Below are 22557 nucleotides of genomic sequence, written 5' to 3'. Positions count from 1 at the left end.
GGCCCGCCCTTACCCCACGGCGCTCGTGAATGCCTTCAAGGTTTCGCCGTGCGCATCGCGCAGCACGATGCGAAACGCGGCGGGCTTTACGCCCAGGTCGCTCATGAACGCCAGGTCGCGGTCGAACCATTCGCCATGGCAGTGCTGCCGCGCGGCCTCGATGTCGGCGTCGTCTTCGTGCAGCACGGTGCCGTCGTCGCGCAGCGCCTGGACGGTGCAGCGCGTGGCGCGTGGACAGGCGGCGACGTCGATGGACGTGTGATGGGCGACCACCCGCACGTCGTTCGAACGGCGCAGCGTGGCGCGATCCAGCGTCGCGCCGGGCCTCACGGCGCCAAGGTCGGGAGGCGCATGCGCCAGCACCTCCGGCTGCACGGCGCGGTCGCGAAAGCTGATGCCGGCGTAGACCTCGTAGTCCGCCAGCGATCTTGCCGTGCCGAACCCGTAGGCGCTGCCGCGCGGATCGTTCCTGGACAGTTCCGTATCCCCGGCCTCCGGTTCCATGCCGAACAGCACGCGGTTGCGCGCCATCGAAAGGTCATTGCGCTCGCTCCAGGTGAGGCGGACCCGTCCGTCGTCGCGCGCCGTCTTGTCGTGGTCGTCCCATATCTTGCGCCGGCCGTCGCGCACGTACTCGTGCCAGGCGAGGGTGCGGTGCGGGTGGTACAGGTCATAGCCGTGCGTGAAGGCGCGCACGGCGATGGAGATTTCCTCGCCGTGGAAAAAGTAGTCCGGGTCGTGCTGGACTTCCCGCGCGAATGCGCCATCGGCAAAGGCAAAGTGCCCGCTGTAGAAACGTGCGGGGACCGGTTCGTGCAGCGTCCGCCAGTTGGGCAGCGTGAACGAGCGGAACAGGATCGGCCCCCCCCGGCTGAACCTGTCGAAGCGCATGCCGAGCGCGGGCTCCTCTTTCTTGATGAAAGGCGTGTCGGGCGCAGGGGGGGTGTAGAACGACAGATAGGCCGTGAGCAGCGGCTTGGGGCTGCGCGGCCGCAGTTGTTCCAGCATGCCGATCACCGCGGTGTCCCAATTGGCCACGAAGCGGTGATGCGAGTCCAGTTGCAGCGTATAGGCTTCGTCGCGGTACCGCTGCTGGATCTGGTTGCGCGCCCAGCAGGCGCCCTGCGACTGTTCATGGGGCACGTCGATCAGCTCGATGCGCGCACCCCCGAATGTAAACGTATGCAGGTTGAACGGCGAACCGGGTTGCAGCTCCCACTGCAGGAACTGCTGGCTAAGGAAGATGCCCACATGTTCGTCGGGCCCGTGCTGCCAGCAGACCACGATGCGAAGGCGGTCCGGAAACGCCGCGCTGCCGATCAGGTCGCGCAGCGTGGGGATGAGTTCCGGATCCCGGTAGCTGGCGATCTGGACGAAGATGGTGGAAGTCGTCTGGCTCATGCGGGTGCGGGGGGTCAGAGGAAAGTCAGGGTGACGACCGCCTGGGCGTCGATCGTGCCGGGGACGGCCGCCGCGGCGCCGACCCGCAGCACCGAGGCTTCCAGATTGAAGGCGGTGTTGTAGCCCGGCGAGCTCTGGGTCAGCACGCTGGTGGGAATCTGCGGCTTGAGCACCGCCTGCGTGGCCACGTCGCGCAGCCGGATCGCCAGGCCGGAGGCGGTGCCGCCGTTCTTGATGAAATCGCTGACGATCGGGTCGGGCTGCGCCGCCAGCGTCGCCGACACCGTGTTGGGCGGGGTGGGACCATCGCAGGCCACGTTGATCGTCACCGGCTGGGTCGGGCCGCTGATCGCGGACACCTCGCTTGGACCGAACTGGCCAAAATCCACCAGCAACGGTTTATCGCCGGTGACCTGGCAATGCGGCAGCACGCGCAGGGTGACCGGGCTGGCCAGCACCTTGAGGGCGGTGACGCCGTCGCCGCCGCCGGCAATGCGCGCCACCTGTCCCAGATTGAGGGTCGATACGCTTGGCATGGGGCCGGTCTTGACGAGTTCGATCACGAAGGTGTTGCCGGCCGGGATGGCGGGATACTCGGTTCGGTCCGCGGTCCAATAGTTGATGTACGGAAACTGCGTCGACGTACCGCTGGCGCGCTTGTAGAAGACGCGGTAGCCGATCCCGTCCACACCCGAAGGCTGGATGTCCGCGCCGTTATCGGGGGTCAGCTCGAACCGGTTGGTGCCGACGTTGTCGTCGCAACGCAGGATGTAGGTGTGTCCCGTTGGCGCCGATTCGCCGGTCGCGATGGTGGCGTTGACAGGGAGCGTCGACTCGACGTCGATGAGACCGCTTCCGAACGTGACTACATGCTCGGCGTTGTAGTCGATCACACCGGGAACCGGATCCTCCATGCCCAGCCAATTGTCATAGTCCGCGGGAACAATCTTCCGGCATTCGGCGTGGGCGTTCTGGAACTGGAACAGCGCCGCCAGGGCGACTGCCGCGCATATGCGTTTCATGGGTCTTACTCCTGTTTCGACATCATTCGAGAGGGCACGTGGATCAATCCTGCGGGGCGTCCCATTGCTCCAGCAGCTCGGCCGGAACCATGCGATGCAGCTCGGCATAGCGCCGTCCGACCATGCGTTCGGCCTGCTTGAGCAACACGCTGACCGGGCTGCTGGGTTCGTGGAACTCAAACCACTGGCGGGCGCTGCGCAGCGTTTCAAGCATGTCCCAGCGGGTGACGGCCGCGCCGAAGAGCGCCGGGGCCGGCGCGGCCGGGTCCAAGGGCAGCGCGGCGGCGGGCGGCGCGCCGCCGGGCGCGGACGGTTCGGACGGCGCCGGGGCCGCGGCCGGCCCGGTCTGCACCGGCGGCGCGGCCGTCGGCGCGTGGAAGGGCTGCAGCAGTTGGACCAGCACGCCCAGGTCCGGCCGGGCGCCGTCCAGGTGCTGCGCGGCCCAGTCCTGGATGCGGCCGAGCGCGGCAAAGGCCTTCGACAGGGCCGTGACCACGGGGTCGCGCCGGTCGTGCAGGTCGGACACGAGCCGCGTCGCGGCCTCCGGCGAGAGCGCATCCTTGGCGCGGGTTCGGGCCAGCGCGCGTTCGATGTCGCGGACCTTCAGCGGCGTGCCCATGCTCTTGGGCAGGCCGATGTCGCGCACGTCCGCCGCCAGGCCGTCCGGGTCCGCCAGCGCGGCCAGGACGTTGGAAACGATGAGCGGATCAGGGTCGCCATCGAGCAGGGGAACAGGATTGAGCGCGCCGGGATAGCGGCGCAGCATGGCGTCGATCAGCGCAAGCGCCGCGCGCAGTCCCGCCGCGCCGGCCTGCCGCACGCGGCAGCGCGCCAGGACGATCAGCAGGCGCAGGTCCTTGCTGCGCGCCAGCAGGGCGCGGCAGTCGCGTTCGGCGTCCGCCCAGTTGATGGCGGGCGCGGCGTCGACGAAGTCGCCGTACTGCGCGTCGCCGCGTGGTGCGACGTTGGCGTGCAGGACCACGAAGTCGGGGTCGTATTCGAGGTCCGGGCCGCAGGGCAACGGGCCTTCCAGCGGTTGCAGGAGGTCGGAATCGGGGCCGAGGTCGGCGGGCGTGGCGGTGTCCATGGCGTTGCGCTCGTTCAGGGGGCCTTGGGGTCGCGGTAGTGCTCGGGCTCGAACACCATGCCGGTCACGGGCGCGTCGGTCGGCGCTTCGCCGAGCCAGGTGGAGTACCCGAGGCGATGGTCGGCCCGGGCGCGCGCGCACGGCGCCGCCCGCGGCTTGATCAGCAGTTGCAGTTCCCAGTCGAATTCGTAGCCGACAAAGGTGCGCACCCAGTCCACCAGCGTGGGCAGGTCGTCGCCGTGCGGCGTCAGGCGCAGGTATTGCTCCAGGGTCAGCGGTCCCATCACCAGGCGGAAGCGGTGCTGGCAGTCGGGAATGGAGTGCCCCAGCGTGGCCTGCCCGCCCAGGATGGCGGCGGGCGACGGCACGCCCAGGATGCCGCGGCCGCCGACGTCCAGCCCAATCCAGTTGGGCATGAATTCCTCGACCTCGACGTCCACGCCGAAATAGAAGGACAAGGCGCGCGCGAGGCCCTCGGGATTGCGGGCCTCGCGCACCAGATGCGAGGCCGCGGCGTAGCGGGCATGGGTGGCGGGGTGCAGCGCGGCGCTGTCGCGGGGATCGTCCCCGATCAGGCTGCCGATGTAGAACGTGAACCGCTCTTCGGCCGGGCGGTCCAGCGAAGCGGTCGATTGCCCCGCCGCCCACGCGCGGTAAAAGAGCGACAGGGCGCGATGATGGAACAGGTCCGCGAAGTCGGTCAGCGTGCGGTCGTGGTGGCTTTCGACGCGCGTGTACGCCTGCTCGGACATGTGCAGCGGCATCGGCCCCTGCGGCCCCCACATGCCCAGGCTGTGCAACTGCACGTGGATGCGGGCGCCGTCGTGCTCGACCGCGGCGACTTCGCTGGGGGCGAACACCAGGCTGGCGCGCTGCCCGATCCGGTGCGATTCCTCGCTGGGCAGCAGGGCGGCGCCGGGGACCGGCGCGTCGGACATCTGCGCGGCCAGCGCGCGCATCAGCCCGAGAAAGCTGGTCTTCCACGGCTGTGCCGGGTCGAACCATTCGCGCAGCGCGGGCGCCGGCGGGGCGGGGTGGGGAAGCGGTTCCATGGCTAGACCACGCTGCGCCCGCCCGGGCGGGGCGCCCATCGGGCCACGTCGCCGCGCTGGATCGAGCGCAACGAGGTTTCGGTGAACACGTTGATCGAGACGTGGCGCGCGATGTACTGCTCGAGGATCAGGCCGAACAGGTAGGGGCTGACGCCGGAGAAGCCGGTCTCGTCCACGGTGAGGTCGCAATGGATGCCCCGGCCGTAGACCATCAGCGCGTGGCGCGGCAGGCGGCGCGTCACGCGGGTGATGCGCGAGCCCACCAGGGCATCGATCTGGTTGGAAAGATCGGTCTCGCCGGCGTGCAGGAACAGGCGCAGCATGTTGCGCAGGGCCTGCCCGCCGTCGCTTTCGTTCAGGTCCGCCAGCGGGATGTAGTTGAAGCTCAGCTGGCGGATCAGCCGCCAGGCGGCTTCGCCCTGCGCGTAGGGTTCGCGCGGGATGCTGGGCGGGTGCAGCAGCGACACGCGTTCGATGGGAATCGATTCCCGCATGGAGAGGTCGTTGTGGCCGTCGACCGGGATGAGCCGGGGCAGGTCGCGGTTGGTCACCAGCGCGTCGACGGACAGGTAGCGGATGTCTGCGCCATAGGGCGCTTCGTACTGGTCCACCAGGGACAGGTACACCTCGGTGCCCACATACAGCGTGCGCGTCCCGTACTTGCGGGCGTTGTCGGACAGGACGCGGCGCTCGCGGTTGACGGAGAAGTAGCGGCCGTTGTTGCCAAGGTCGCTGTGCAGCGTGTGATAAAGCGGATTGAAGACCACCTCGCTGGCGCTCTTGGCCTGCTGGCCGACCACGCGCTGGACCGAGAACACTTCGTAGTCCAGCGGGCGGCTGCGGTCGGGCACGAGGTGGAGTTCGGTCTTGGCGCGGTCGACTTCGACGCGGTCCGTGCGCTTTTCGAAGAGATTGACGATGGGCGTGCAGAACAGCGCGAAGCGGGAGGCGTTGACGTGCGTGGACAGGGCCTGCGGCAGCCGGTCCAGGAGCAGGATGATCTCGGCTTCCTGGCCGTCGGCGGATGCCAGGCCGCGCGCCAGTTGCGTCGCATTGAAGAAGTAGAAGCGCTGGCGGAAGGCGAAGTACTCCTGGATCAGGTTGTTGCCGTGAAAGCCGTTCCAGGTGGTGGGCAGCTGGGCTTGCGCGGCGGTCAGGCCCGCATGGGTGACGGCGCCCCGCGTGATGACGTGGCCGCCGCGATCGTCGTCGGCCCCGCGCACCACCGCGGCCACGCAGCCGACGTGGATGAGTTCAAAGAGATGCGAGGTGATGCGTTCGTCGCCGGTGATGTAGAAGCACAGTTCGTCCAGGCCGCGCAACTGCGAGAACTTGACGTCGCCGGTGGTGCGCAGGCGGATGCGCAGCGCGCCCTGCAGGTTCTGGCCGGTGGCCAGGTGGCGGCGCATGTCGGGAAGGTCCGGCGGCACGATGGTCAGCGAGGCGCTGGCGATCTCGATCGGCCAGAGCACCACGTCCTGGCTGCTGCGGAATTCGCACGCGGTCTGCTCGCCGGGGGTGATGCCCGAGCGAAAGACGCTGTGCCGGGGCACGCGCACGCCGCGGCTGAAGTCGCCCTCGCGGGTGGCGGGGTGCAGCCGCGCCACGCTCATCGATGGCGTGGGCGCCACGTAATTGGGGTAGACGACTTCGAGCAGCCGCTGCGTGAAGCGCGGAAATTCCGCGTCCAGCTTGAGCTGCACGCGCGCCGCCATGAAGCAGAACGCCTCGATCATGCGTTCGACGTAGGGGTCGGCGACCTCCACGCCCTGCATGCCGAGCCGGCGGGCGACCTTCGGGTGGGCCGCGGCGAATTCGCCGGCGAGTTCGCGCAGGTAGGTCAGTTCGCTGTTGTAGTAGTCGAGCAGCCGGGGATCCATGGTCAGAACCCGCTCCGGCCGTCGACCGACGCATGCGAGGACTCGAGGTCGTACCGGGTTTGGACCAGGAACTCCAGCGGGTAGGGCGACCAGTGCATCAAGGCTTTGATTTCGAGGTGGATGACGTTGTAGGAGCCCGGCTGCGCCGGGGGCAGGACGCGCACCGACAGGGTTTCGGGGATGAGGCGAGGCTCGAAGGCCACGATGGTTTCGCGCACCAGCTTTTCGATGCTGGACGCGTTGTGCTGCGCCCGCAGGCTGCCCGATAGCGGCGGCAGGCCGTAGTTCACCGCCGAGCGGGCGGCCTGCGGGTGGCGCGCCGCGTCCAGCGCCGCGCCCAGGTTGCTGGTGTTCAGCAACAGGGCCAGGTCGCGCTGGATGAGGCGCTGCATGGCCGCCGCATCGGGCGCATACGCGTCCGGCCGTTCATGGGGCGAACGGGGATCGTGGTCGCGGAGCCGGTCGAACAGCGAGGGCAGGTAGCGGACCTTGGGAAAGGCTTCACGCGCATTCAACGGACTGCCCCTCGAAGTGCATGCTGAGCACGCTGAGCATGGCGATCTCGCCGGTATCGGTCAGCCAGGTGCGTTGGCCGGCGCCGGTGACCGTGGTGTCGCTTCGGTCGGCCCAGGTGGTGACCGTGGCGAGCTTCTGCGCGTCGGTCTGGTCGCGCAGCAGCGGATAGCGGGTCGGCATGTAGGCGCTGAGCTCGGTCTGGTCGCGCAGGGTGATCTTGCATTGGCGCCAGATCAGGTCGAGCGCGCCCTGCACCGGCGGAAAGGACAGCCGGGCGATCAGGGAGAAGGGAATCCAGCGGTAGCCGCCGGAGAACATCAGTTCGCAGTTCGGTCCGAAGCGGGTGTCGGTGTCGGTGATCCAGGCGAAACCGGCCCCGGGGTTGGCGTGTCCGGGGACTTCCGGCGCGACGTCCAGGGCCTGGCGCCGCAACACGTCCGCGCGGGCGGGATTGCCGGATTCCAGGGCGTGGATGGCCTGCGTGAGCTGCCTGGACCAGTCGGCGGGCTCATCCAGCCATCCGGGTTCCTTGTGGCCTTTCATGACTTCGTCGCGGTAGGCTTCCGCGCGCAGCAGCTCGCGCAGCATCTGGGCCATGCGCAGATGGCTGCTGTTCAGGCTGGCCCAGATCTGAAGCTGCTTGAGGGCGCGCACCCAGTCGCCCTTGAGGCAGAGCAGCTGGAACAGCACCCAGCGCAGGTCGACGTCGGCCGGCTGGCGCTGGATGTTGCCCGTGGCGTCGCCAATGGCGCACTCCAGCGTGCGGCCGCGCAGCAACTGGCGCAGCGAATCGCGGGGATCGGCAGGGGGGGCGGCGGTTTTCAACATGGTTTTCTACGGCTCATTGCGCGGATTCGGAGAGGTCTTGCTGGAAATGGCTGTCGATGGACAGGTCGTGGTGTTCGCGGCGGGCCAGCGAGGCGATCGTCCGGGACGGCGCGCTGGCGCCCGCCTGGTCCGCCAGCAGGCGCAGCACGTCCTGGGCGGGCGGTGGCGCGAACAACTGGGATTCGTCGAAGGCATTCATGTCGGCGAGGATGCTGTCGATGTCGGTGGCCTCGGGCAGCAGGCCCTCCAGCAGCATGCGCGTGGCGGGGGCGGCGGCGGGGGCCTCGAAGGGATCGGGCGGCGGGGGCAGGGTGCTGCCGGGCAGGCCGGGCGCGGGGCTGTGCAAGGCGCGCAGGCCCTGGTGCGTGCCCTGGATGGCCTGGTCGAATTCCGTGGCGAGCGATGCCAGGGGATCGCTGGCGTCCTGCGGCAGCCCATCCGGGTCGGCCCCGCGGCGGCTGTGCCGCCGGTCCTCGGGCAAAAAGGGCACGGCGTGCGTGTCCGTGTCGTTCAGGGCGCGCAGGGCGAGCAGCGCGGCCTGGTCGTCCAGGGCGTCGCCCGGCCGGCAGCCGTCCCAGGCTTCCCATTGCAGGGGCGAATCGGCCTGCACCACCGACAGCCGGGTCAGGCCGATGGTGATGTCGTCGCGGTCGGACAGGGGCCAGCGTTCGCCGGGGCGCATTTCGGCGCCGTTCACGCGGCAGGACAGCGTGGCGCAGGCGTTCTGGATCCAGGCGCGGCGGTCCTCGCCCACGCCGAATACCGAGTGCTCGGTGCCGTCGGCTTCAGCGGCCCGATGGGGGACGAGGGCGCCAGACGCCGCGCGCAGGCACAGGGGCTGCTCGTGCAGGGAGTGCACGCGCATGCCCGGGATCGGGTGGCCGGCGTGGGCGGACATCCAGATTCCCCAGGCGACGGGCGCGGGTTCGGCGGCGGCGGTTTGATTCATGGCGAGGGCGCGAGACGGGGCCTTCCTCCCGTGGGGGAGGGAAAAGTGGGCGATGACGCATGGTAGGAAGGGGCTCGCGCGCCTGCTATCGGCGCTGTCTGATATGTGCAGAAAGGCGGACGATTCCCCGGGCGGGGCGCCGCCGGATCACACGCCGCAGGCGTAGATCATGAACTGCCGGAAGGCTTCGGCCGGCTTGGCCATGGCCGCGCGCGGGTGCCACAGCAGGCCGGCCTCCATGGGCGGCACGGCGTCGGTGATGGGCACGGCCTCGATCTTGCGCCCTTCGAGCGACCAGGGGCGGTAGACCATGTCCGACAGCATCGTGATGCCAAAGCCGTGCGCGACCAGCCCGCGCAACGCTTCCATCGAGCGCGTGCGGAACGCGATGTCGGGTTGCAGGCCGTGCGTCTTCCAGTAGGAGAGGGTGGACCGCTCGCCCTCGTCCATTTCGAGCAGGATGTACGGATAGCGCGCGATGTCGGCGAGGGACGGCGCCGCGGCCTGGGTCAGCGGATGGCCGGATGCCGCCCAGAGCTGGCGGCGGGAGCGGACCAGCACCTGATGGCCGAAGCGCTCGCGCCGGTCCACGTTGGACAGCAGCGCGACGCCCAGCTCCACGTCGCCGCTGGCCACGGCGTTTTCGATCTCCGGCCGGTCCAGGTCCACCAGATCGAGCACGACGTCCGGATAGCGCCGCCGAAAGCGCGCCAGCAGATCGGGCAGGAAGTACCCCAGCACGGTATAGGACGCCGCGATCCGCACCGAGCCGCGCAGCGCATAGCGCTGGAAGCCCGGTTCGCGCAGGGCATCGTCCAGCGCGTCCAGCACGTCGCGCGCGCGCTGGTGGAAGTTGTGGCCCTCGGGCGTCAGCGTGACCCCGTGCGGGTGGCGGTCGAAGAGGCGCACGCCGAGCTGCGATTCCAGCGCCAGCACCGCATTGGTGACCGCCGACTGCGACACGTGCTCGTCGGCCGCCGCCATGGAAAACCGCCCGGTCCGGGCCGCGGCGGCGAAGTAGCGCAGTTGCCGGAGGGTGACGTCATTGGCCATGCGTTTTTCAGATACCAGTTACACGAATATATGAATATACGATGGCAATGGCCCTACCTACACTGCGGAAAACACCCGATTCCCATGCCGCGGATGGCAGGAGACAAGCCCCCCATGAACGCCCCTTTACCCCCCGGCGTGGCCGATACCCATGGCCTGTCGCTGGACGACAAATACGCGCAGCCCACCGGCCGCGTCTACCTCAGCGGCACGCAGGCGCTGGTGCGCCTGCCCCTCATGCAGAAGCAGCGCGATGTGCAGGCGGGCCTGAACACGGCGGGCTATGTCTCGGGGTACCGGGGATCGCCGCTGGGGGGGCTGGACCAGGCGCTCTGGAAGGCCAAGGGCCATCTCAAGGCCAACGACGTGGTGTTCCAGCCCGGCCTGAACGAAGACCTGGCGGCCACGGCGGTCTGGGGCTCGCAGCAGCTCAATCTGTTTCCCGGCGCGCAGCGCGACGGCGTCTTCGGCATGTGGTACGGCAAGGGGCCCGGGGTGGACCGGTCGGTCGATGTGCTCAAGCACGCCAACTCGGCGGGCTCGTCCGCGCATGGCGGGGTGCTGATGCTGGCGGGCGACGACCATGCCGCGAAGTCGTCGTCGGTGGCGCACCAGTCGGAACACGTGCTGATCGCCAGCGGCATTCCGGTGCTGTACCCGTCCAACGTGCAGGAATACCTGGACTACGGCCTGCACGGCTGGGCCATGAGCCGCCACACGGGGCTGTGGGTGGCGATGAAATGCGTGACGGATGTCGTGGAATCCAGCGCCTCGGTGGACGTGGACCCATCGCGCGTGCAAATCGTGCTGCCCCAGGACGGCGTGCCGCCGGGCGGGCTGAACATCCGCTGGCCCGATTCGCCGCTGGCGCAGGAAGCTCGGCTGCTGGACCACAAGTGGTACGCGGCGCTGGCCTACGTGCGGGCCAACCGGCTGAACCGGGTCGTGCTGGACTCGCCGCATGCGCACTTTGGCATCATGACCGCGGGCAAGGCCTATCTGGACGTGCGCCAGGCGCTCAACGACCTGGGCCTGGATGAAGCGGCCTGTGCGCAGGCCGGCATCCGCGTGCTGAAGGTGGGCTGCATCTGGCCGCTGGACGCGCAGGACGCGCGCGAATTCGCGACCGGACTGAAAGAAATCCTGGTCGTCGAGGAAAAGCGCCAGATCCTGGAATACGCGCTCAAGGAAGAGCTCTACAACTGGCGCGACGATGTGCGCCCGCGCGTGTACGGCAAGTTCGACGAACGCGAGAACGGCGGCGGCGAATGGTCCACGCCGCGCGGCGGGTGGCTGCTGCCCGCGCGCTATGAACTGTCGCCCGCGCTGATCGCCCGCGCCATCGCCGCGCGCCTGGAGAAGGCCGACCTTTCGCAGGCCCTGCGCGCCCGCATCGCGGCCCGCCTGGCCGTGATCGACGCCAAGGAGCGCGAGGCCAACCGTCCCACGCTGGTGGAAGAGCGCAAGCCCTGGTTCTGTTCCGGCTGTCCGCACAATACGTCCACCCGCGTGCCCGAGGGCTCGCGCGCGGTGGCGGGCATCGGCTGCCATTACATGGCGATGTGGATGGACCGCGACACCGACACCTTCAGCCAGATGGGCGGGGAGGGCGTGGCGTGGCTGGGCCAGAAGGACTTCACCGCCGAGCGCCACATCTTCGCCAACCTGGGCGACGGCACGTATTTCCATTCGGGCCTGCTGGCCATCCGCGCGGCGGTCGCCGCGCGCGCCCGCATCACCTACAAGATTCTTTACAACGACGCCGTCGCCATGACCGGCGGGCAACCCGTGGACGGCGTGCTGACCGTGCCCCGGATCGCCGCGCAGATGCTGGCCGAAGGCGTGGTCAAGACCGTGGTCGTGACCGACGAGCCGGACAAGTACACGGGCGCGCTGGCCTTGCCGGCCGGGGTGGACGTCCACCATCGCAAGGCGCTGGACGACGTGCAGCGCGCACTGCGCGAGATCGAGGGCGCCACGGTGCTCATCTACGACCAGACCTGCGCCACCGAGAAGCGCCGCCGCCGCAAGCGCGGCGAGTATCCCGATCCGCCCCGGCGCGCCTTCATCAACGAGGCGGTCTGCGAAGGCTGCGGCGATTGCTCGGTGCAGTCGAACTGCCTGTCCGTCGAACCGCTGGACACGCCGATGGGGACCAAGCGGCGCATCAACCAGTCGTCCTGCAACAAGGATTTCTCCTGCGTGGAGGGCTTCTGCCCCAGCTTCGTGACGGCCGAGGGCGCGGTCCCGCGCAAGCCCGGCAAGGGCGGCGGCGCACCCGCGCTGCCCGAGGCGCCCCTGCCCGAGCGCGCGGACATCGCGCCGGGCGCGGCCTACCGCGTGGTGGTCGCCGGCGTGGGCGGCACGGGCGTGGTGACGATCGGCGCGCTGCTGGGCGCGGCCGCGCACATCGAAGGCAAGGGCGTGACGGTGCTGGACATGGCGGGGCTGGCGCAGAAGGGCGGTGCGGTGCTGTCCCACGTGCAGCTCGCCAACCGGCCGCAGGACCTGCACGCCACCCGCGTGGCGCTGGGCGAGGCCGACCTGGTCATCGGCTGCGACGCCCTGGTGTCGGCGTCGCCCGAAGTGCTGTCGCGCCTGCGGCCCGAGCATGGCCGCGCCGTGGTAAACAGCAGCGCCGCGCCGACGGCCACGTTCCTGTCGCAGCCGGCCTGGCGCTTTCCCGGCGCGCAGGCGCAGGACGCGCTGACGCAGAGCACGGGCGGCAACTGCAACTTCCTGGAGGCCGGCCCGCTGGCCGAGGCGCTGCTGGGCGACAGCATCTACGCCAACCCGCTGCTGCTGGGCTATGCCTGGCAGAAGGGCGGCCTGCCGCTGTCGCTCGCCAGCTTGCGCCGCGCGATCGAGATCAACGGCGTGTCGGTGGACAAGAACCTGGCCGCGTTCGAGCTGGGCCGGCAGGCGGCGCATCGCGGCGTGCAGGCCCTGCGTCCCGCGGCGGCGGAGCGCGTGGTGAGCCTGCCGGAGTCCCTGGATGCCCTGGTCAAGCGGCTCGCGTCGCACGTGCAGGCATACCAGGACGAGGCCTATGCGCGGCGTTTCCTCGCCGCCGTGGACGCGGTGCGCGCGCGTGAATCCGCGCTCGGGGACAAGCGCGGCGACGTCACCCGCGCCGTCGCGCGCAACCTCGCCAAGCTCATGACCTACAAGGACGAATACGAGGTGGCGCGGCTGCACGCCGATCCCGCGTTCAAGGACCGGCTGCGTGCGCAGTTCGAGGGCGAACCGGGCCGCGATTACCAGGTGCGCTATTACCTGGCGCCGCCTGCGTTCGCGCGCCGCGACGCGCGGGGACGCCTGCAGAAGCGCGCGTACGGATCGTGGATGGAATGGGCGTTTCGCGCGCTGGCGCCCATGAAGCGCCTGCGCGGCACCTGGCTGGATGTGTTCGGCCGGACGGCCGAGCGGCGCATGGAGCGCCAGCTCGCGGCCGACTACTTCGCGCTGGCCGAGGAGTTCGCCCGCACGCTGGACGCCGCCAACCGCGACGCGGCGCTGGAACTGGCCAACGTGCCGGACGCGATCCGCGGGTATGGGCACGTCAAGGAGAAAAGCGTGGAAGCGGCGCGCGTGCGCCAGGCCGCCCTGTGGGAGCGGTATCGCGGGGCCGCGCCGGCGCAACGGGCGGCCTGAGCGCGCGCCGGGGGGCGTGGTGTACGATCCCCCGTCAATGCCGGGCGCTTCCCGCCGCCCGGTCCTGTCCCTCCATGGAAAGCATCCTCCGCAAACTCGACCTGACCTCGCTGCGCCTCTTCGTGGCGGTGTGCCAGGAAAACAGCATCGCGCGGGCCGCCGAGCGCGAGTTCATCGCGCCGTCCGCCGTCAGCCGGCGCATCGCCGACATGGAATCGCTGATCGGCCTGCCGCTGATCGCCCGGCACACCCGTGGCGTGACGGTGACGCCAGCCGGGCAGACCGTGCTGCGCCACGCGCGGCAGATCATCGGCGACGTCGAGGCCATGGGGGCGGAGCTGTCGCGGTTCTATGAGGGCGTGAAGGGACGGGTGCGCGTGGTGGCCAATCTGTCGGCCATCGTGCAGTTCCTGCCCGAGGACGTGGCCGCGTTCCAGCGCCTTTTTCCCGATGTGGACATCGACCTGGAAGAGCAGCACAGCCCCGACGTCCTGCGCCTGGTGCGCGAGCGCGCCGCCGATTTCGGCATCTGCAACCGGATTGCGGGCGCGGAGGGGCTGACGCTGCTGCCGTACCGCCGCGACCGGCTTGCCGTGATGCTGCCGTCCGGCCATCCCAAGGCGGCCGCGCGCCAGCTCAGCCTGGCGGACATTGCCGAGGAAACCTTCGTGGGCCTGCGCGAGAACAGCGCGCTGACGCAGCTGCTGGCCGCACGGGCCGCGGCGCTGGGCAGGACGTTGTCGGTCAAGATCCGCGTGGCGAGCCTGGACGCGCTGTGCCGCATGGCGCACGCCGGCCTGGGCATCGCCGTCATGCCGCAGCAGGTGGCCGAACTGTACCTGCAGGCGCTGGATGTGGTGGTGCGGCCGTTGTCGGACGACTGGGCGCGGCGCGAGCTCTGCATCGTGTTTCCCGGCCAGGCGCAGCTGCCGGCCACCGCGGGCACCCTCGTCAAGTTCCTGGCGCAGCAGGGCTGACCCGCGCCGCCCCGCCGCCGTCGCCATTCGCGATGGCGGGACTGCCGAGATGACACTTCGGCATTGTCCGCGGTCTTCGTATAGTCAAGGCGCGTTCATCGCCGGTACGGGGCATCCAGACCCCGCTGCGTCCTATACGGAGACACCATGACCCCCACCCGATTCCTTGCGGGCTGTGCGCTCGCCCTTGGCGCCCTGTGCGCGGCATCGACCGCGGCGGCGGCCGGCTATCCGGACCGTCCCATCCGGCTGATCGTGCCCACCTCGCCCGGCTCGACCGCCGACGTGGTGGCGCGCGTGGTGGCCGAAAACCTGGGCAAGGCGCTGGCCCAGCCCCTGATCGTCGAAAACCTCGCGGGCGCGGCCGGCATCCCCGGCACGCGCCAGCTCGTGTCGGCCAAGCCGGACGGCTACACGCTGGGCATCGTGTCGTCCAACCACGCCATCAATCCCAGCCTGTACAAAAGCCTGCCCTACGACACGGTCCGGGACATCACGACCATTTCCGTCATCGGCACCACGCCGCTGGTGGTCGTGGTGGGGGAAAACTCGCCGTACAAGACGATGGGCGACCTGCTGAAGGCCGCCCGCGAGCAACCCGGCAAGATCAACTACGGCTCCTCGGGCACGGGCAGCGTCCTGCATCTGGCGGGCGAGCTGCTCAAGTCCAAGGCGGGCGTGGACATGATGCATATCCCGTACAAGGGCGGCAATGCCCTGATCACCGATGTGATGTCGGGACAGATCCAGGTCGCCTTCCTGGCGACCCCCTCGGTGCTGGCGCAGGTGCAGGCCGGCAAGCTGCGGGCGCTGGCCGTCAGCACGCCCGGGCGCCTGGCGGTCCTGCCGGACGTGCCGACGCTGGACGAGGCCGGCGTGAAGGGCTATTCGTACGACGCCTGGATCGCGCTGATCGGGCCGGCCGGGCTGCCCGCCGACATCGTGCAAAAGCTGCAGGCCGCGACCCGCCAGACCATGCAGTCGGCCCCGGTGCTCAAGGCGCTGTCGCCGCAGGGCTTCGTGCCGCAGGGCACCAGCGCCAGCGAGGCCGCCCAGACGCTCGCTGCGGAACTCACCAAGAGCCAGGCGCTGGTCAAGGCGGCTGGCGTCACCATCGAATGACCGTATCGCCATGACTGCCGCCACCATCCTCGACGCCCCGGCCCGCCTGCTCTTTCTGTCGCAAGACCCCGCCCGCGTGACCGCGCAGCTCGGCGGCGCGGCGCTGTCGCAGGAAGCGGCCGCGCCGCTGCGCGACGACATCTCCACCGACGAGATCACGCCGGTGCCGATCCTGACGCATTTCGACGAGAAGCTGGGCCGCTATCCCTACACCGGCTTTCGCGCGGACGGCGCGCTGCCCATCGGCATCGACGCGGTCCGGCAGGCGGGCGTCAACGTGGTCGTCGCGGGCAAGCGCTACGGCAAGGGGTCCTCGCGCGAGCACAGCCCGATGGCCGAGAAGTCGGCCGGCGTGCGGCTGGTCATCGCGGAAAGCTTCGAGCGCATCTATCGCCAGAACGCCGACAACATCGGGCTCTACACCAGCACCGACATGGGCCTCGCGGCGCGCCTGCAACGCGGTGAGCGCATCACGGTCGACGAGATCGTCGCGGGCCGTGACGCGCTGGCCGCGGCCATCGTCAGGGCGGGCGGGCTGCTGGCCTTCGGACAGGCGCAGTTGCGCGACGTTGCGCCCGCGGCCGGCCGGGAAGGGCCGGCGCCGCGCACGCTGTTCGAAAAAATCGTGCTGCGCCATCTGTTGCAGACGCCCGCGACGGCGGCCGACCCGGAGCAGGGCGCGGGCGTCTTCCTCCGCGCGGACTGGCGCTTCATCCATGAGTACTACACCGGCATGGCCGCCCATATGCTGCATGCGCGGTTCGGTCGGCCCCTGCGGCTGGTGGACCCGGAACGGATCGTGGTGTTCGAGGACCACACCTCGTACGTCGACGAAAGCCCGAACCACGTGCGCGCGGGCATCGTCCCCAACGTGCGCGCCATGTGCCAGGCCCAGCGCGACTTTGCCGACGCCTATGGGCTGCGCCAGCACCGCACGCTGACCGAGGCCGAGGCGGCGCGCGACGCCGGCGCCAACGTGGCCGGCATCTCGCATGCCATGATGGCCGAGCACTACGCGCTGCCCGGGCAGGTCGTGGTGGGCACGGACTCGCACACGCCGCACAGCGGCGCGCTGGGCTGCGTGGCCTTCGGCGTGGGCACGACCGACATGGCCAATGCCTTCGTCACGGGTGCGGTGCGGCTGACGCTGCCGGCCAGCCTGCGCGTCGAACTGGACGGTGCGCCGCCGCCCGGCGTCACGGCCAAGGACATCGTGCTGCACCTGCTGGCCCTGCCGGAGATCCGCGCGGGCGCGGGCGTGGGCAAGGTGTTCGAGTTTGCGGGCGCGGCCATCGCCGGCCTGTCCATCGACGAGCGCGCCACGCTGACCAACATGACCGCCGAGCTGGGCGGGCTGACGGGCATCGTCGCGCCCGATGCCGAGACCGCGCGCTTCCTGCGCGAACGCCGCGGCGTGGACGCCGGCATCGAACCCTGGATGCGCAGCGATCCGGGCGCCGAATACGCGGCCATCCTGCGCGTGGACTGCGCGGCGCTGTCGCCGCTGGTGGCCGCGCCGGGCGATCCGGGCAACGGCGTGCCCCTGTCGACCCTCACGGCGCGGCCGCGCATCGACATCGCCTATGGCGGCTCCTGTACCGCCGGCAAGCGCGAGGACTTCGATCACTACCATCAGGTCCTGGCCTGGGCGGTGGCGCGCGGGCTGACGCTGCCCGAGGGCGTGACGCTGTTCCTGCAATACGGCACGACCGCGGTGCGGGACTACTGCGTGGCGCAGGGCTACGACAAGACCTTTGCCGCGGTCGGCGCGCGCATCCTGCAGCCGTCGTGCGGCGCCTGCGCCAACTGCGGACCCGGATCGTCCACCGACCCCTCGCAGGTGACGATCAGCGCCATCAACCGCAACTTCCCCGGCCGGTCGGGACCGGGCAGCGTCTGGCTGGCCAGCCCGCCCACAGTCATGGCCAGCGCGCTGGCGGGGGAACTGGTGTCCTTCGCGGAACTGCAGGCGCGCCACGCGGCCGATTGAATTTCGACCCCTGGCTGCCCGTCTCGCGCGGGCTCGCCGTCCGGCTACTAGGGTTCCCCCCACTTCGCCGGCGGCGAAGCCCTGCTTAATCAATCCTTAATTGGCAGCCCTTCGCGCCTGCGTCAGAGTGCGCAACAGAGAAAACGGCCGCCAGATGCCGTTTCCGGCCGAGCGCCCCGATCGCGCGCGCTGCGGCCTGCCGCAAGGCGCCCTTGCACGGGAAACACCCTGTCGACGATGTGAACCCGGGACACACCGGGAGCTTGCTGACTGGCCGCGCCGCCATGGCTGCGGCTTCCCCCTGTTGGTCCGAGGAGACAACAATGAGCAAGAGCTGGAAAGCAATGGTTGGAGCGGTGGCGGTGATGGCGGGCGGATGGGCGCAAGCCGCCGACGCGCCGCCCACCGACGTGAAGCTGATGCAGCTGTCGGTGGGCAAGATCGAGCTGGACAAGGGCTTCATGACCGCCATGGTCGACGTGGGCACCAAGATCAAGATTCCGGTGCCCGCCTACGTGATCCAGCACCCGCGCGGCCTGGTGCTGTTCGACACCGGCATGAACCAGGCCACGGCGGACGGCAATTGCGCCAACTACTGGGGACAGGGCCTGTGCGGCGCCTTCAATTCCATCCAGGGCCGCGACGAGGTCATCGACCGCCAGCTCAAGGCTGCGGGCTTTGACGTGAGCGACGTGAAGTACGTCGTCTACTCGCACTTCCACCTGGACCACGCCGGCAACATCAAGATGTTCCCCAAGGCCAAGCATGTCGTGCAGAAGGCCGAATTGCGCGCCGCCTGGTGGCCCGAAAAATTCCAGCGCGCCGCCTACGTGATGAAGGACTTCGACACCACGCGCGACTACGACTTCATCCAGGTGGAAGGGGACTTCGACCTGTTCGGCGACGGCACCATCGTGCTGCTGGACACCAAGGGCCACACGCAGGGCCACCAATCCCTGCAGGTGAAGCTGCCCAAGACCGGCACCGTGCTGCTGGCGGCGGACGCCATCTACACGGGTGAAAACGAGGCGGGCGTGATCCCCGGCATCACCTGGAACACCGCGGCGTCCATGCAGGCCATCGACCGCCTCAAGCAGATCCGCGACGCGCGCCAGGGCCAGCTCTGGTACAGCCACGACGCGGAGCAGCACGCGCAGAACGCCAAGACCAAAGTCTTCGACTGAGCGCGCCATGGAGCCCGCCGTCGCCTTGCACCAGGTCTGCAAGTCGTTCGGGCCGCGCCAGGTCCTGGATTCCCTCAGCCTGTCCGTCAGGCCGGGGGAGATCCTGGGCCTGCTGGGACCGAACGGCAGCGGCAAGACCACCACGCTGCGCCTGATGGCGGGCTTTTACACGCCCGACAGCGGGCGCATCACCATCCGCGGCCGCGCGCCCGCGCCGGGCCGCGGCAATGCCGATATCGGCTATCTGCCCGAGCGCGCGCCGCTGTATGACGCGCTGACGGTGACGCAGTACCTGGAATTCGGCGCCGGGGTCAAGGTGCAGGGCGGCGCCCGCGCGCGCCGCCTGGCCATCGAGCGCGCCATCGACGGGTTCGATCTGCAGGGCGTGGCGCGCTCGGTGATCGGGCGGTTGTCCAAGGGGCAGCGCCAGCGCGTGGGACTGGCTCAGGCCGTGCTGAACGACCCGCCGGTGCTGCTGCTGGACGAGGCCACCAATGGACTGGATCCGGTGCAGATCGTCGAGGCGCGCGCGATGATCCGGCGCTGCGCCGAAGGCCGGGCGGTGGTGTTCAGCAGCCACCTGATGCAGGAAGTGGAGGCGCTGTGTTCGCGCATCGCCATCCTGCGCGAGGGCCGGCTGGTGCAGGACCAGGCGCTGGGCGAATCGCGCACGGCGCTGCACCTGCAGCTTGCCCTGCCCACGGCCCGGCACGGCGCGTTGCACGCGGCCCTGTCTGCCTGCCCGGGCGTCAAGACCGTGGACATTTCCCTGCTGGAGGGCGGCCACAGCAAGTGGCGCATCGCCTGGGACTCCCCGGCCGCCGGCGCGGCCGCGTGCGACGCGGCGATGCGCGTGGCGCTGGCCCACGCCGAACTGCGCGCCGTGCTGCCGGCGCAGGAAGCCGTCGAGGCCCGCCTGCTGGCGGCGCTGGCGCCCAACGATCCCCCGCTACGGAGACGCGCATGAAGGGTTTCGCGGCCTTGTACCGCAAGGAATTGCGCACCGACTTCGGCTCGCCCGTCGCGCTGGCCGTCGTCGCGGTGTTCTGGGCCCTGTCGGGCTATCTGTTCAGCTTCAACCTGTTCTTCGTCAGCACCGGCCAGATGGTGACCGCGTTCCACAACATGACCATCCTGCTGATCCTGGTGATGCCGCTGGTCAGCATGCGGGCGTTTGCCGAAGAGGCGCGGCAGGGCACGCTGGAACTGCTGCTGACCCTGCCGTTGTCGGACTTCACGCTGGTTGCGGCCAAGTACGCAGCGGGGCTGACCATGCTGGCGCTGATGCTGGCGGGCACCATGTCGGCGGTGCTGCCGCTGGCCTGGTACGGCGAGCCGGACTATGGCCCCATCGTGGGCGGCTACATCGGGGTCTTCCTGTACGGCGCGCTGTTCCTGGCGATCGGCATCGCCGTGTCCAGCGCCTGCGCGAACCAGATCGTGGCCGCCAGCGCCACCTGGGGCATTCTGGTGCTGCTGTGGTTCATCGACTACCCGGCCGCGCTGGACGCGTTTCCGGCGCTGTCGCCGTTCTTCCAGGCCTTGTCGCTGTCGGCCCAGCACGTGGACTTCATCCGGGGCGTGCTGCCCGGGCCCGCGACCGTCACGCTGGCCAGCGTGGCCGTGCTGGCCCTGATGGTGGCCTCGGTCAACCTGAAGCGCTGGAGGCTGCGATGAGCCCCGCCTTGCGCCGCGCCGGCCGGCGCCTGTCGCTGTGGCTGCCCGTGCTGGCCGTGGCCGCGCTGCTGCTGGCGCTGAATCTGTGGGCCTCGCGCCATCTGGGCCGCATCGACCTGACCGCGCAGCGGGTGTACAGCCTGGCGCCGGAAAGCCTGGAGGTCGCGCGCCAGGTGCGCCAGCCCGTCGAGGTGACGTGGTTCTACGACCTGCGCAACAAAAGCATGGTCGACGCGCTGGAACTGCTGCGCCAGTACGAGCGCGAGAACCCGCTGATCCGCGTGCGCGGCGTGGACCCCGCGCTGCGTCCGGCCGAGGCGCGCGCCGCCGGCATCCAGTTCGCGGGCAGCGCCGTGCTGGCCTCGGGCGAGCGCCGCACCACGATCAACGGCGGCACCGAGACCGACTTCACCAACGCGCTCATCCGCATCAGCCAGAATGGCGCGCAGACGGTCTGCTTCACGCAGGGCCACCGCGAGGCCATGCTGGACAGCCTGACTTCGCTGGACGACCTGGAGGAACACGACCACGACGAGAACCTGGTGGCCCGCGTCGAGGTGCACGAGCAGCACGGCATGGCGATGGCGCGCAACGCCTTGCAGACGCTGGGGTTTTCCACGCGCGCCGTCGGCGCGGGCAGCCTGGCGCAGGCCCTGCCGCGCTGCGCAGTGGTGGTGGCCGCCGGACCGCGCACGGCGTTCGGCCAGGACGACGCGCAGGCGCTGCGCCGCTGGACCGCCGCGGGCGGCAAGACGCTCCTGCTGCTGGAGCCCGACACGCGGCACGGCCTGGATGACCTGCTGGCCGATTTCGGCATTGCGCTGGCGCCGGGGGCGCTCAGCGACCCCGGCAGCCATTACCGCAACGATCCCGGCAGCCCGGCCGTCAGCGACTACACGCGCCACAAGATGACGCGCGGCCTGCCGCTGAGCTTCTTTCCGGGGGCCGCGGGGCTGGAACCGGCGGGCGACGGCCTGCCGCCCGGCGTGGTGGTGACGCCGCTGGCGCAGACCTCCGCCCAGGCCCATCCGCCCGGCCAGCCGCCGTCGCGCTACACGCTGATGGCGCTGGCCACGCGTAGTGCGCAGGCCGCCCGCGAGGACGGCGCCGCGCGGCCCACGCTGCTGGTCGCGGGCGACAGCGACTTCGCGATCAACCGCCATTTCGCCACGCTGGGCAATGGCGCGCTGTTCACCAACGCCGTCACGCTGCTGGCAGGCGAAGACGCGCTCCTGTCGATCCGCCCGCGCCACTACGAAAGCCGCCGCGTCGAGCTGACCAACCGGCAGATGCGCGCGGTGTTCTGGACCAGCACGGTGGCCTTGCCCCTGCTGGCGCTGCTGACCGGGCTGCTGCTGTGGTGGAGGCGCCGGTGAGCGCCGCGCGCGCCTTCTGGCCCGCGCTGCTGGCGGCCGGCATCGCGCTGTCGGCGTGGCAATGGCACGAGGCCGCGGAATCGCCGGCGCAGCACCACGGCCACACCCATCTGCATGACGACAGCGGCAAACCCGCGCGGCTCTATGCCTGGGACGCCGGCCGCGCGGCGCAGGTGACGCTTGCCTCGGCCGCCGGCTCGGTCCAATTGACACGCGGTCCGCAGGGCTGGGCCGCCACGCCGCCCGGGCAGGCGGCGGGCTTTGACGCGGCCGGCTTCGTCGCGCTGTTTTCGCAGGTCCGCAGCGACCGCACGCTGACGCCGCAGGAAGGCGAGAGCTATGGCCTCGCGCCGCCGCAGCTGCGCATCGACGTGCGCGACGCCGCGGGCGAGCGCCTGGCCCTGCTGGACGTCGGGGCGCTTGCGCCCGATGGACTAGGCCGTTATGTACGCCTGCCGGACGAGGCGCAGATCCGGATTATCCCGGACTATCAGACGCGGGCGCCCCTGGCCGCAATGGGGGCGGCCGGGCCGCAGCCGGCGGCCACTCCACCGCTTGTTAAACCCGCCTTGCACAAAGATAAATAGCTGGCCGATAAACCCCTACCTATACTTCGCACACATACCCAGGCGGGTTTGCCCGGCGATTTGTCGGGGCGAACCGACAGCCTGAATAAAGCGCCTTCCGGCCCTTTGCGCACGCAGCACGCAGCACGCAGCAAATACACGCACCGCGCAGCGGGCACGGCAAGGTTGACAACGAGACAAGGACGCGCCGGGCGCGTCCAGG

At 70.0% G+C, this 22557-nt stretch carries 18 protein-coding genes; 9 read left to right on the top strand and 9 right to left on the bottom strand.

Annotated features, from left to right (window positions below):
* Nucleotides 1–9 precede the first annotated feature (9 nt).
* The 9 genes from BXA00_RS05770 to BXA00_RS05730 all read right to left on the bottom strand — a co-directional run bounded on the left by BXA00_RS05770 (nt 10) and on the right by BXA00_RS05730 (nt 9788).
* Nucleotides 10–1401, bottom strand: a complete 1392-nt coding sequence (locus tag BXA00_RS05770; RefSeq protein ID WP_076517009.1) for a GlcNAc-transferase family protein — start codon at nt 1399–1401, stop codon at nt 10–12.
* Nucleotides 1402–1415: 14 nt separating this feature from the next.
* Nucleotides 1416–2423 (bottom strand): fimbrial protein, encoded by a 1008-nt coding sequence (locus BXA00_RS05765; RefSeq protein ID WP_076517007.1) that lies wholly within the window; start codon nt 2421–2423, stop codon nt 1416–1418.
* Nucleotides 2424–2466: 43 nt separating this feature from the next.
* Nucleotides 2467–3510 (bottom strand): ImpA family type VI secretion system protein, encoded by a 1044-nt coding sequence (locus BXA00_RS05760; RefSeq protein ID WP_076517005.1) that lies wholly within the window; start codon nt 3508–3510, stop codon nt 2467–2469.
* Between the two features lie 14 nt (nt 3511–3524).
* Nucleotides 3525–4562, bottom strand: a complete 1038-nt coding sequence (gene tssG / locus BXA00_RS05755; RefSeq protein WP_172805853.1) for a type VI secretion system baseplate subunit TssG — start codon at nt 4560–4562, stop codon at nt 3525–3527.
* A 2-nt stretch (nt 4563–4564) separates the two neighbouring features.
* A complete protein-coding gene (gene tssF / locus BXA00_RS05750) occupies nt 4565–6442 on the bottom strand; it encodes a type VI secretion system baseplate subunit TssF (RefSeq protein WP_076517001.1) in 1878 nt (625 codons plus the stop codon).
* A gap of 2 nt (nt 6443–6444) precedes the next feature.
* Nucleotides 6445–6957 (bottom strand): type VI secretion system baseplate subunit TssE, encoded by a 513-nt coding sequence (gene tssE / locus BXA00_RS05745; protein WP_076516999.1) that lies wholly within the window; start codon nt 6955–6957, stop codon nt 6445–6447.
* A complete protein-coding gene (locus tag BXA00_RS05740) occupies nt 6944–7786 on the bottom strand; it encodes a type VI secretion system accessory protein TagJ (RefSeq protein ID WP_076516997.1) in 843 nt (280 codons plus the stop codon). Before BXA00_RS05740 ends, tssE begins: the two co-directional genes overlap by 14 nt.
* A gap of 13 nt (nt 7787–7799) precedes the next feature.
* Complete coding sequence (locus BXA00_RS05735; protein ID WP_076516995.1) at nt 7800–8735, bottom strand: TagK domain-containing protein; 936 nt, start codon at nt 8733–8735, stop codon at nt 7800–7802.
* 147 nt (nt 8736–8882) lie between these two features.
* Complete coding sequence (locus BXA00_RS05730; RefSeq protein ID WP_076516993.1) at nt 8883–9788, bottom strand: LysR family transcriptional regulator; 906 nt, start codon at nt 9786–9788, stop codon at nt 8883–8885.
* Nucleotides 9789–9902: 114 nt separating this feature from the next.
* On the opposite strand from BXA00_RS05730, the gene BXA00_RS05725 reads away from it, so the two are divergent.
* The 9 genes from BXA00_RS05725 to BXA00_RS05685 all read left to right on the top strand — a co-directional run bounded on the left by BXA00_RS05725 (nt 9903) and on the right by BXA00_RS05685 (nt 22355).
* Nucleotides 9903–13442 carry an indolepyruvate ferredoxin oxidoreductase family protein gene (locus BXA00_RS05725; protein WP_076516991.1) on the top strand — a complete coding sequence of 1180 codons (3540 nt, stop codon included), beginning with the start codon at nt 9903–9905 and terminating at the stop codon, nt 13440–13442.
* A gap of 74 nt (nt 13443–13516) precedes the next feature.
* The gene (locus BXA00_RS05720) at nt 13517–14419 is read left to right on the top strand and encodes a LysR substrate-binding domain-containing protein (RefSeq protein ID WP_076516989.1); all 903 of its coding nucleotides are present in this window, start codon (nt 13517–13519) and stop codon (nt 14417–14419) included.
* 147 nt (nt 14420–14566) lie between these two features.
* Nucleotides 14567–15541: a tripartite tricarboxylate transporter substrate binding protein gene (locus BXA00_RS05715; protein ID WP_076516987.1), complete on the top strand. Its 975-nt coding sequence runs from the start codon at nt 14567–14569 to the stop codon at nt 15539–15541.
* Nucleotides 15542–15551: 10 nt separating this feature from the next.
* Nucleotides 15552–17531: an aconitase family protein gene (locus tag BXA00_RS05710; protein WP_076516985.1), complete on the top strand. Its 1980-nt coding sequence runs from the start codon at nt 15552–15554 to the stop codon at nt 17529–17531.
* A 323-nt stretch (nt 17532–17854) separates the two neighbouring features.
* Nucleotides 17855–18715, top strand: coding sequence for an N-acyl homoserine lactonase family protein (locus tag BXA00_RS05705; protein ID WP_076516983.1), 861 nt, complete (start codon nt 17855–17857; stop codon nt 18713–18715).
* Nucleotides 18716–18722: 7 nt separating this feature from the next.
* Nucleotides 18723–19682, top strand: coding sequence for an ABC transporter ATP-binding protein (locus tag BXA00_RS05700; RefSeq protein ID WP_076516981.1), 960 nt, complete (start codon nt 18723–18725; stop codon nt 19680–19682).
* Nucleotides 19679–20392 (top strand): ABC transporter permease, encoded by a 714-nt coding sequence (locus BXA00_RS05695; protein WP_076516979.1) that lies wholly within the window; start codon nt 19679–19681, stop codon nt 20390–20392. The genes BXA00_RS05700 and BXA00_RS05695 overlap by 4 nt, the downstream gene beginning before the upstream one ends.
* Nucleotides 20389–21768 (top strand): GldG family protein, encoded by a 1380-nt coding sequence (locus BXA00_RS05690; protein WP_076516977.1) that lies wholly within the window; start codon nt 20389–20391, stop codon nt 21766–21768. Before BXA00_RS05695 ends, BXA00_RS05690 begins: the two co-directional genes overlap by 4 nt.
* The gene (locus BXA00_RS05685; RefSeq protein ID WP_231952212.1) at nt 21765–22355 is read left to right on the top strand and encodes a DUF4340 domain-containing protein; all 591 of its coding nucleotides are present in this window, start codon (nt 21765–21767) and stop codon (nt 22353–22355) included. Before BXA00_RS05690 ends, BXA00_RS05685 begins: the two co-directional genes overlap by 4 nt.
* Nucleotides 22356–22557 lie beyond the last annotated feature (202 nt).

Source organism: Achromobacter sp. MFA1 R4, assembly GCF_900156745.1.
Taxonomy (GTDB): Bacteria; Pseudomonadota; Gammaproteobacteria; order Burkholderiales; family Burkholderiaceae_B; genus Achromobacter.
This window is presented reverse-complemented; position numbering and strand designations above follow the sequence as displayed.

What these genes read in the sequence shown, in the direction of transcription:
- BXA00_RS05770 (WP_076517009.1), bottom strand. Translation starts at nt 1,401, where the DNA reads ATGAGCCAGACGACTTCCACCATCTTCGTCCAGATCGCCAGCTACCGG.
- BXA00_RS05765 (WP_076517007.1), bottom strand. Translation starts at nt 2,423, where the DNA reads ATGAAACGCATATGCGCGGCAGTCGCCCTGGCGGCGCTGTTCCAGTTC.
- BXA00_RS05760 (WP_076517005.1), bottom strand. Translation starts at nt 3,510, where the DNA reads ATGGACACCGCCACGCCCGCCGACCTCGGCCCCGATTCCGACCTCCTG.
- tssG (WP_172805853.1), bottom strand. Translation starts at nt 4,562, where the DNA reads ATGGAACCGCTTCCCCACCCCGCCCCGCCGGCGCCCGCGCTGCGCGAA.
- tssF (WP_076517001.1), bottom strand. Translation starts at nt 6,442, where the DNA reads ATGGATCCCCGGCTGCTCGACTACTACAACAGCGAACTGACCTACCTG.
- BXA00_RS05740 (WP_076516997.1), bottom strand. Translation starts at nt 7,786, where the DNA reads ATGTTGAAAACCGCCGCCCCCCCTGCCGATCCCCGCGATTCGCTGCGC.
- BXA00_RS05735 (WP_076516995.1), bottom strand. Translation starts at nt 8,735, where the DNA reads ATGAATCAAACCGCCGCCGCCGAACCCGCGCCCGTCGCCTGGGGAATC.
- BXA00_RS05730 (WP_076516993.1), bottom strand. Translation starts at nt 9,788, where the DNA reads ATGGCCAATGACGTCACCCTCCGGCAACTGCGCTACTTCGCCGCCGCG.
- BXA00_RS05725 (WP_076516991.1), top strand. Translation starts at nt 9,903, where the DNA reads ATGAACGCCCCTTTACCCCCCGGCGTGGCCGATACCCATGGCCTGTCG.
- BXA00_RS05720 (WP_076516989.1), top strand. Translation starts at nt 13,517, where the DNA reads ATGGAAAGCATCCTCCGCAAACTCGACCTGACCTCGCTGCGCCTCTTC.
- BXA00_RS05715 (WP_076516987.1), top strand. Translation starts at nt 14,567, where the DNA reads ATGACCCCCACCCGATTCCTTGCGGGCTGTGCGCTCGCCCTTGGCGCC.
- BXA00_RS05710 (WP_076516985.1), top strand. Translation starts at nt 15,552, where the DNA reads ATGACTGCCGCCACCATCCTCGACGCCCCGGCCCGCCTGCTCTTTCTG.
- BXA00_RS05705 (WP_076516983.1), top strand. Translation starts at nt 17,855, where the DNA reads ATGAGCAAGAGCTGGAAAGCAATGGTTGGAGCGGTGGCGGTGATGGCG.
- BXA00_RS05700 (WP_076516981.1), top strand. Translation starts at nt 18,723, where the DNA reads ATGGAGCCCGCCGTCGCCTTGCACCAGGTCTGCAAGTCGTTCGGGCCG.
- BXA00_RS05695 (WP_076516979.1), top strand. Translation starts at nt 19,679, where the DNA reads ATGAAGGGTTTCGCGGCCTTGTACCGCAAGGAATTGCGCACCGACTTC.
- BXA00_RS05690 (WP_076516977.1), top strand. Translation starts at nt 20,389, where the DNA reads ATGAGCCCCGCCTTGCGCCGCGCCGGCCGGCGCCTGTCGCTGTGGCTG.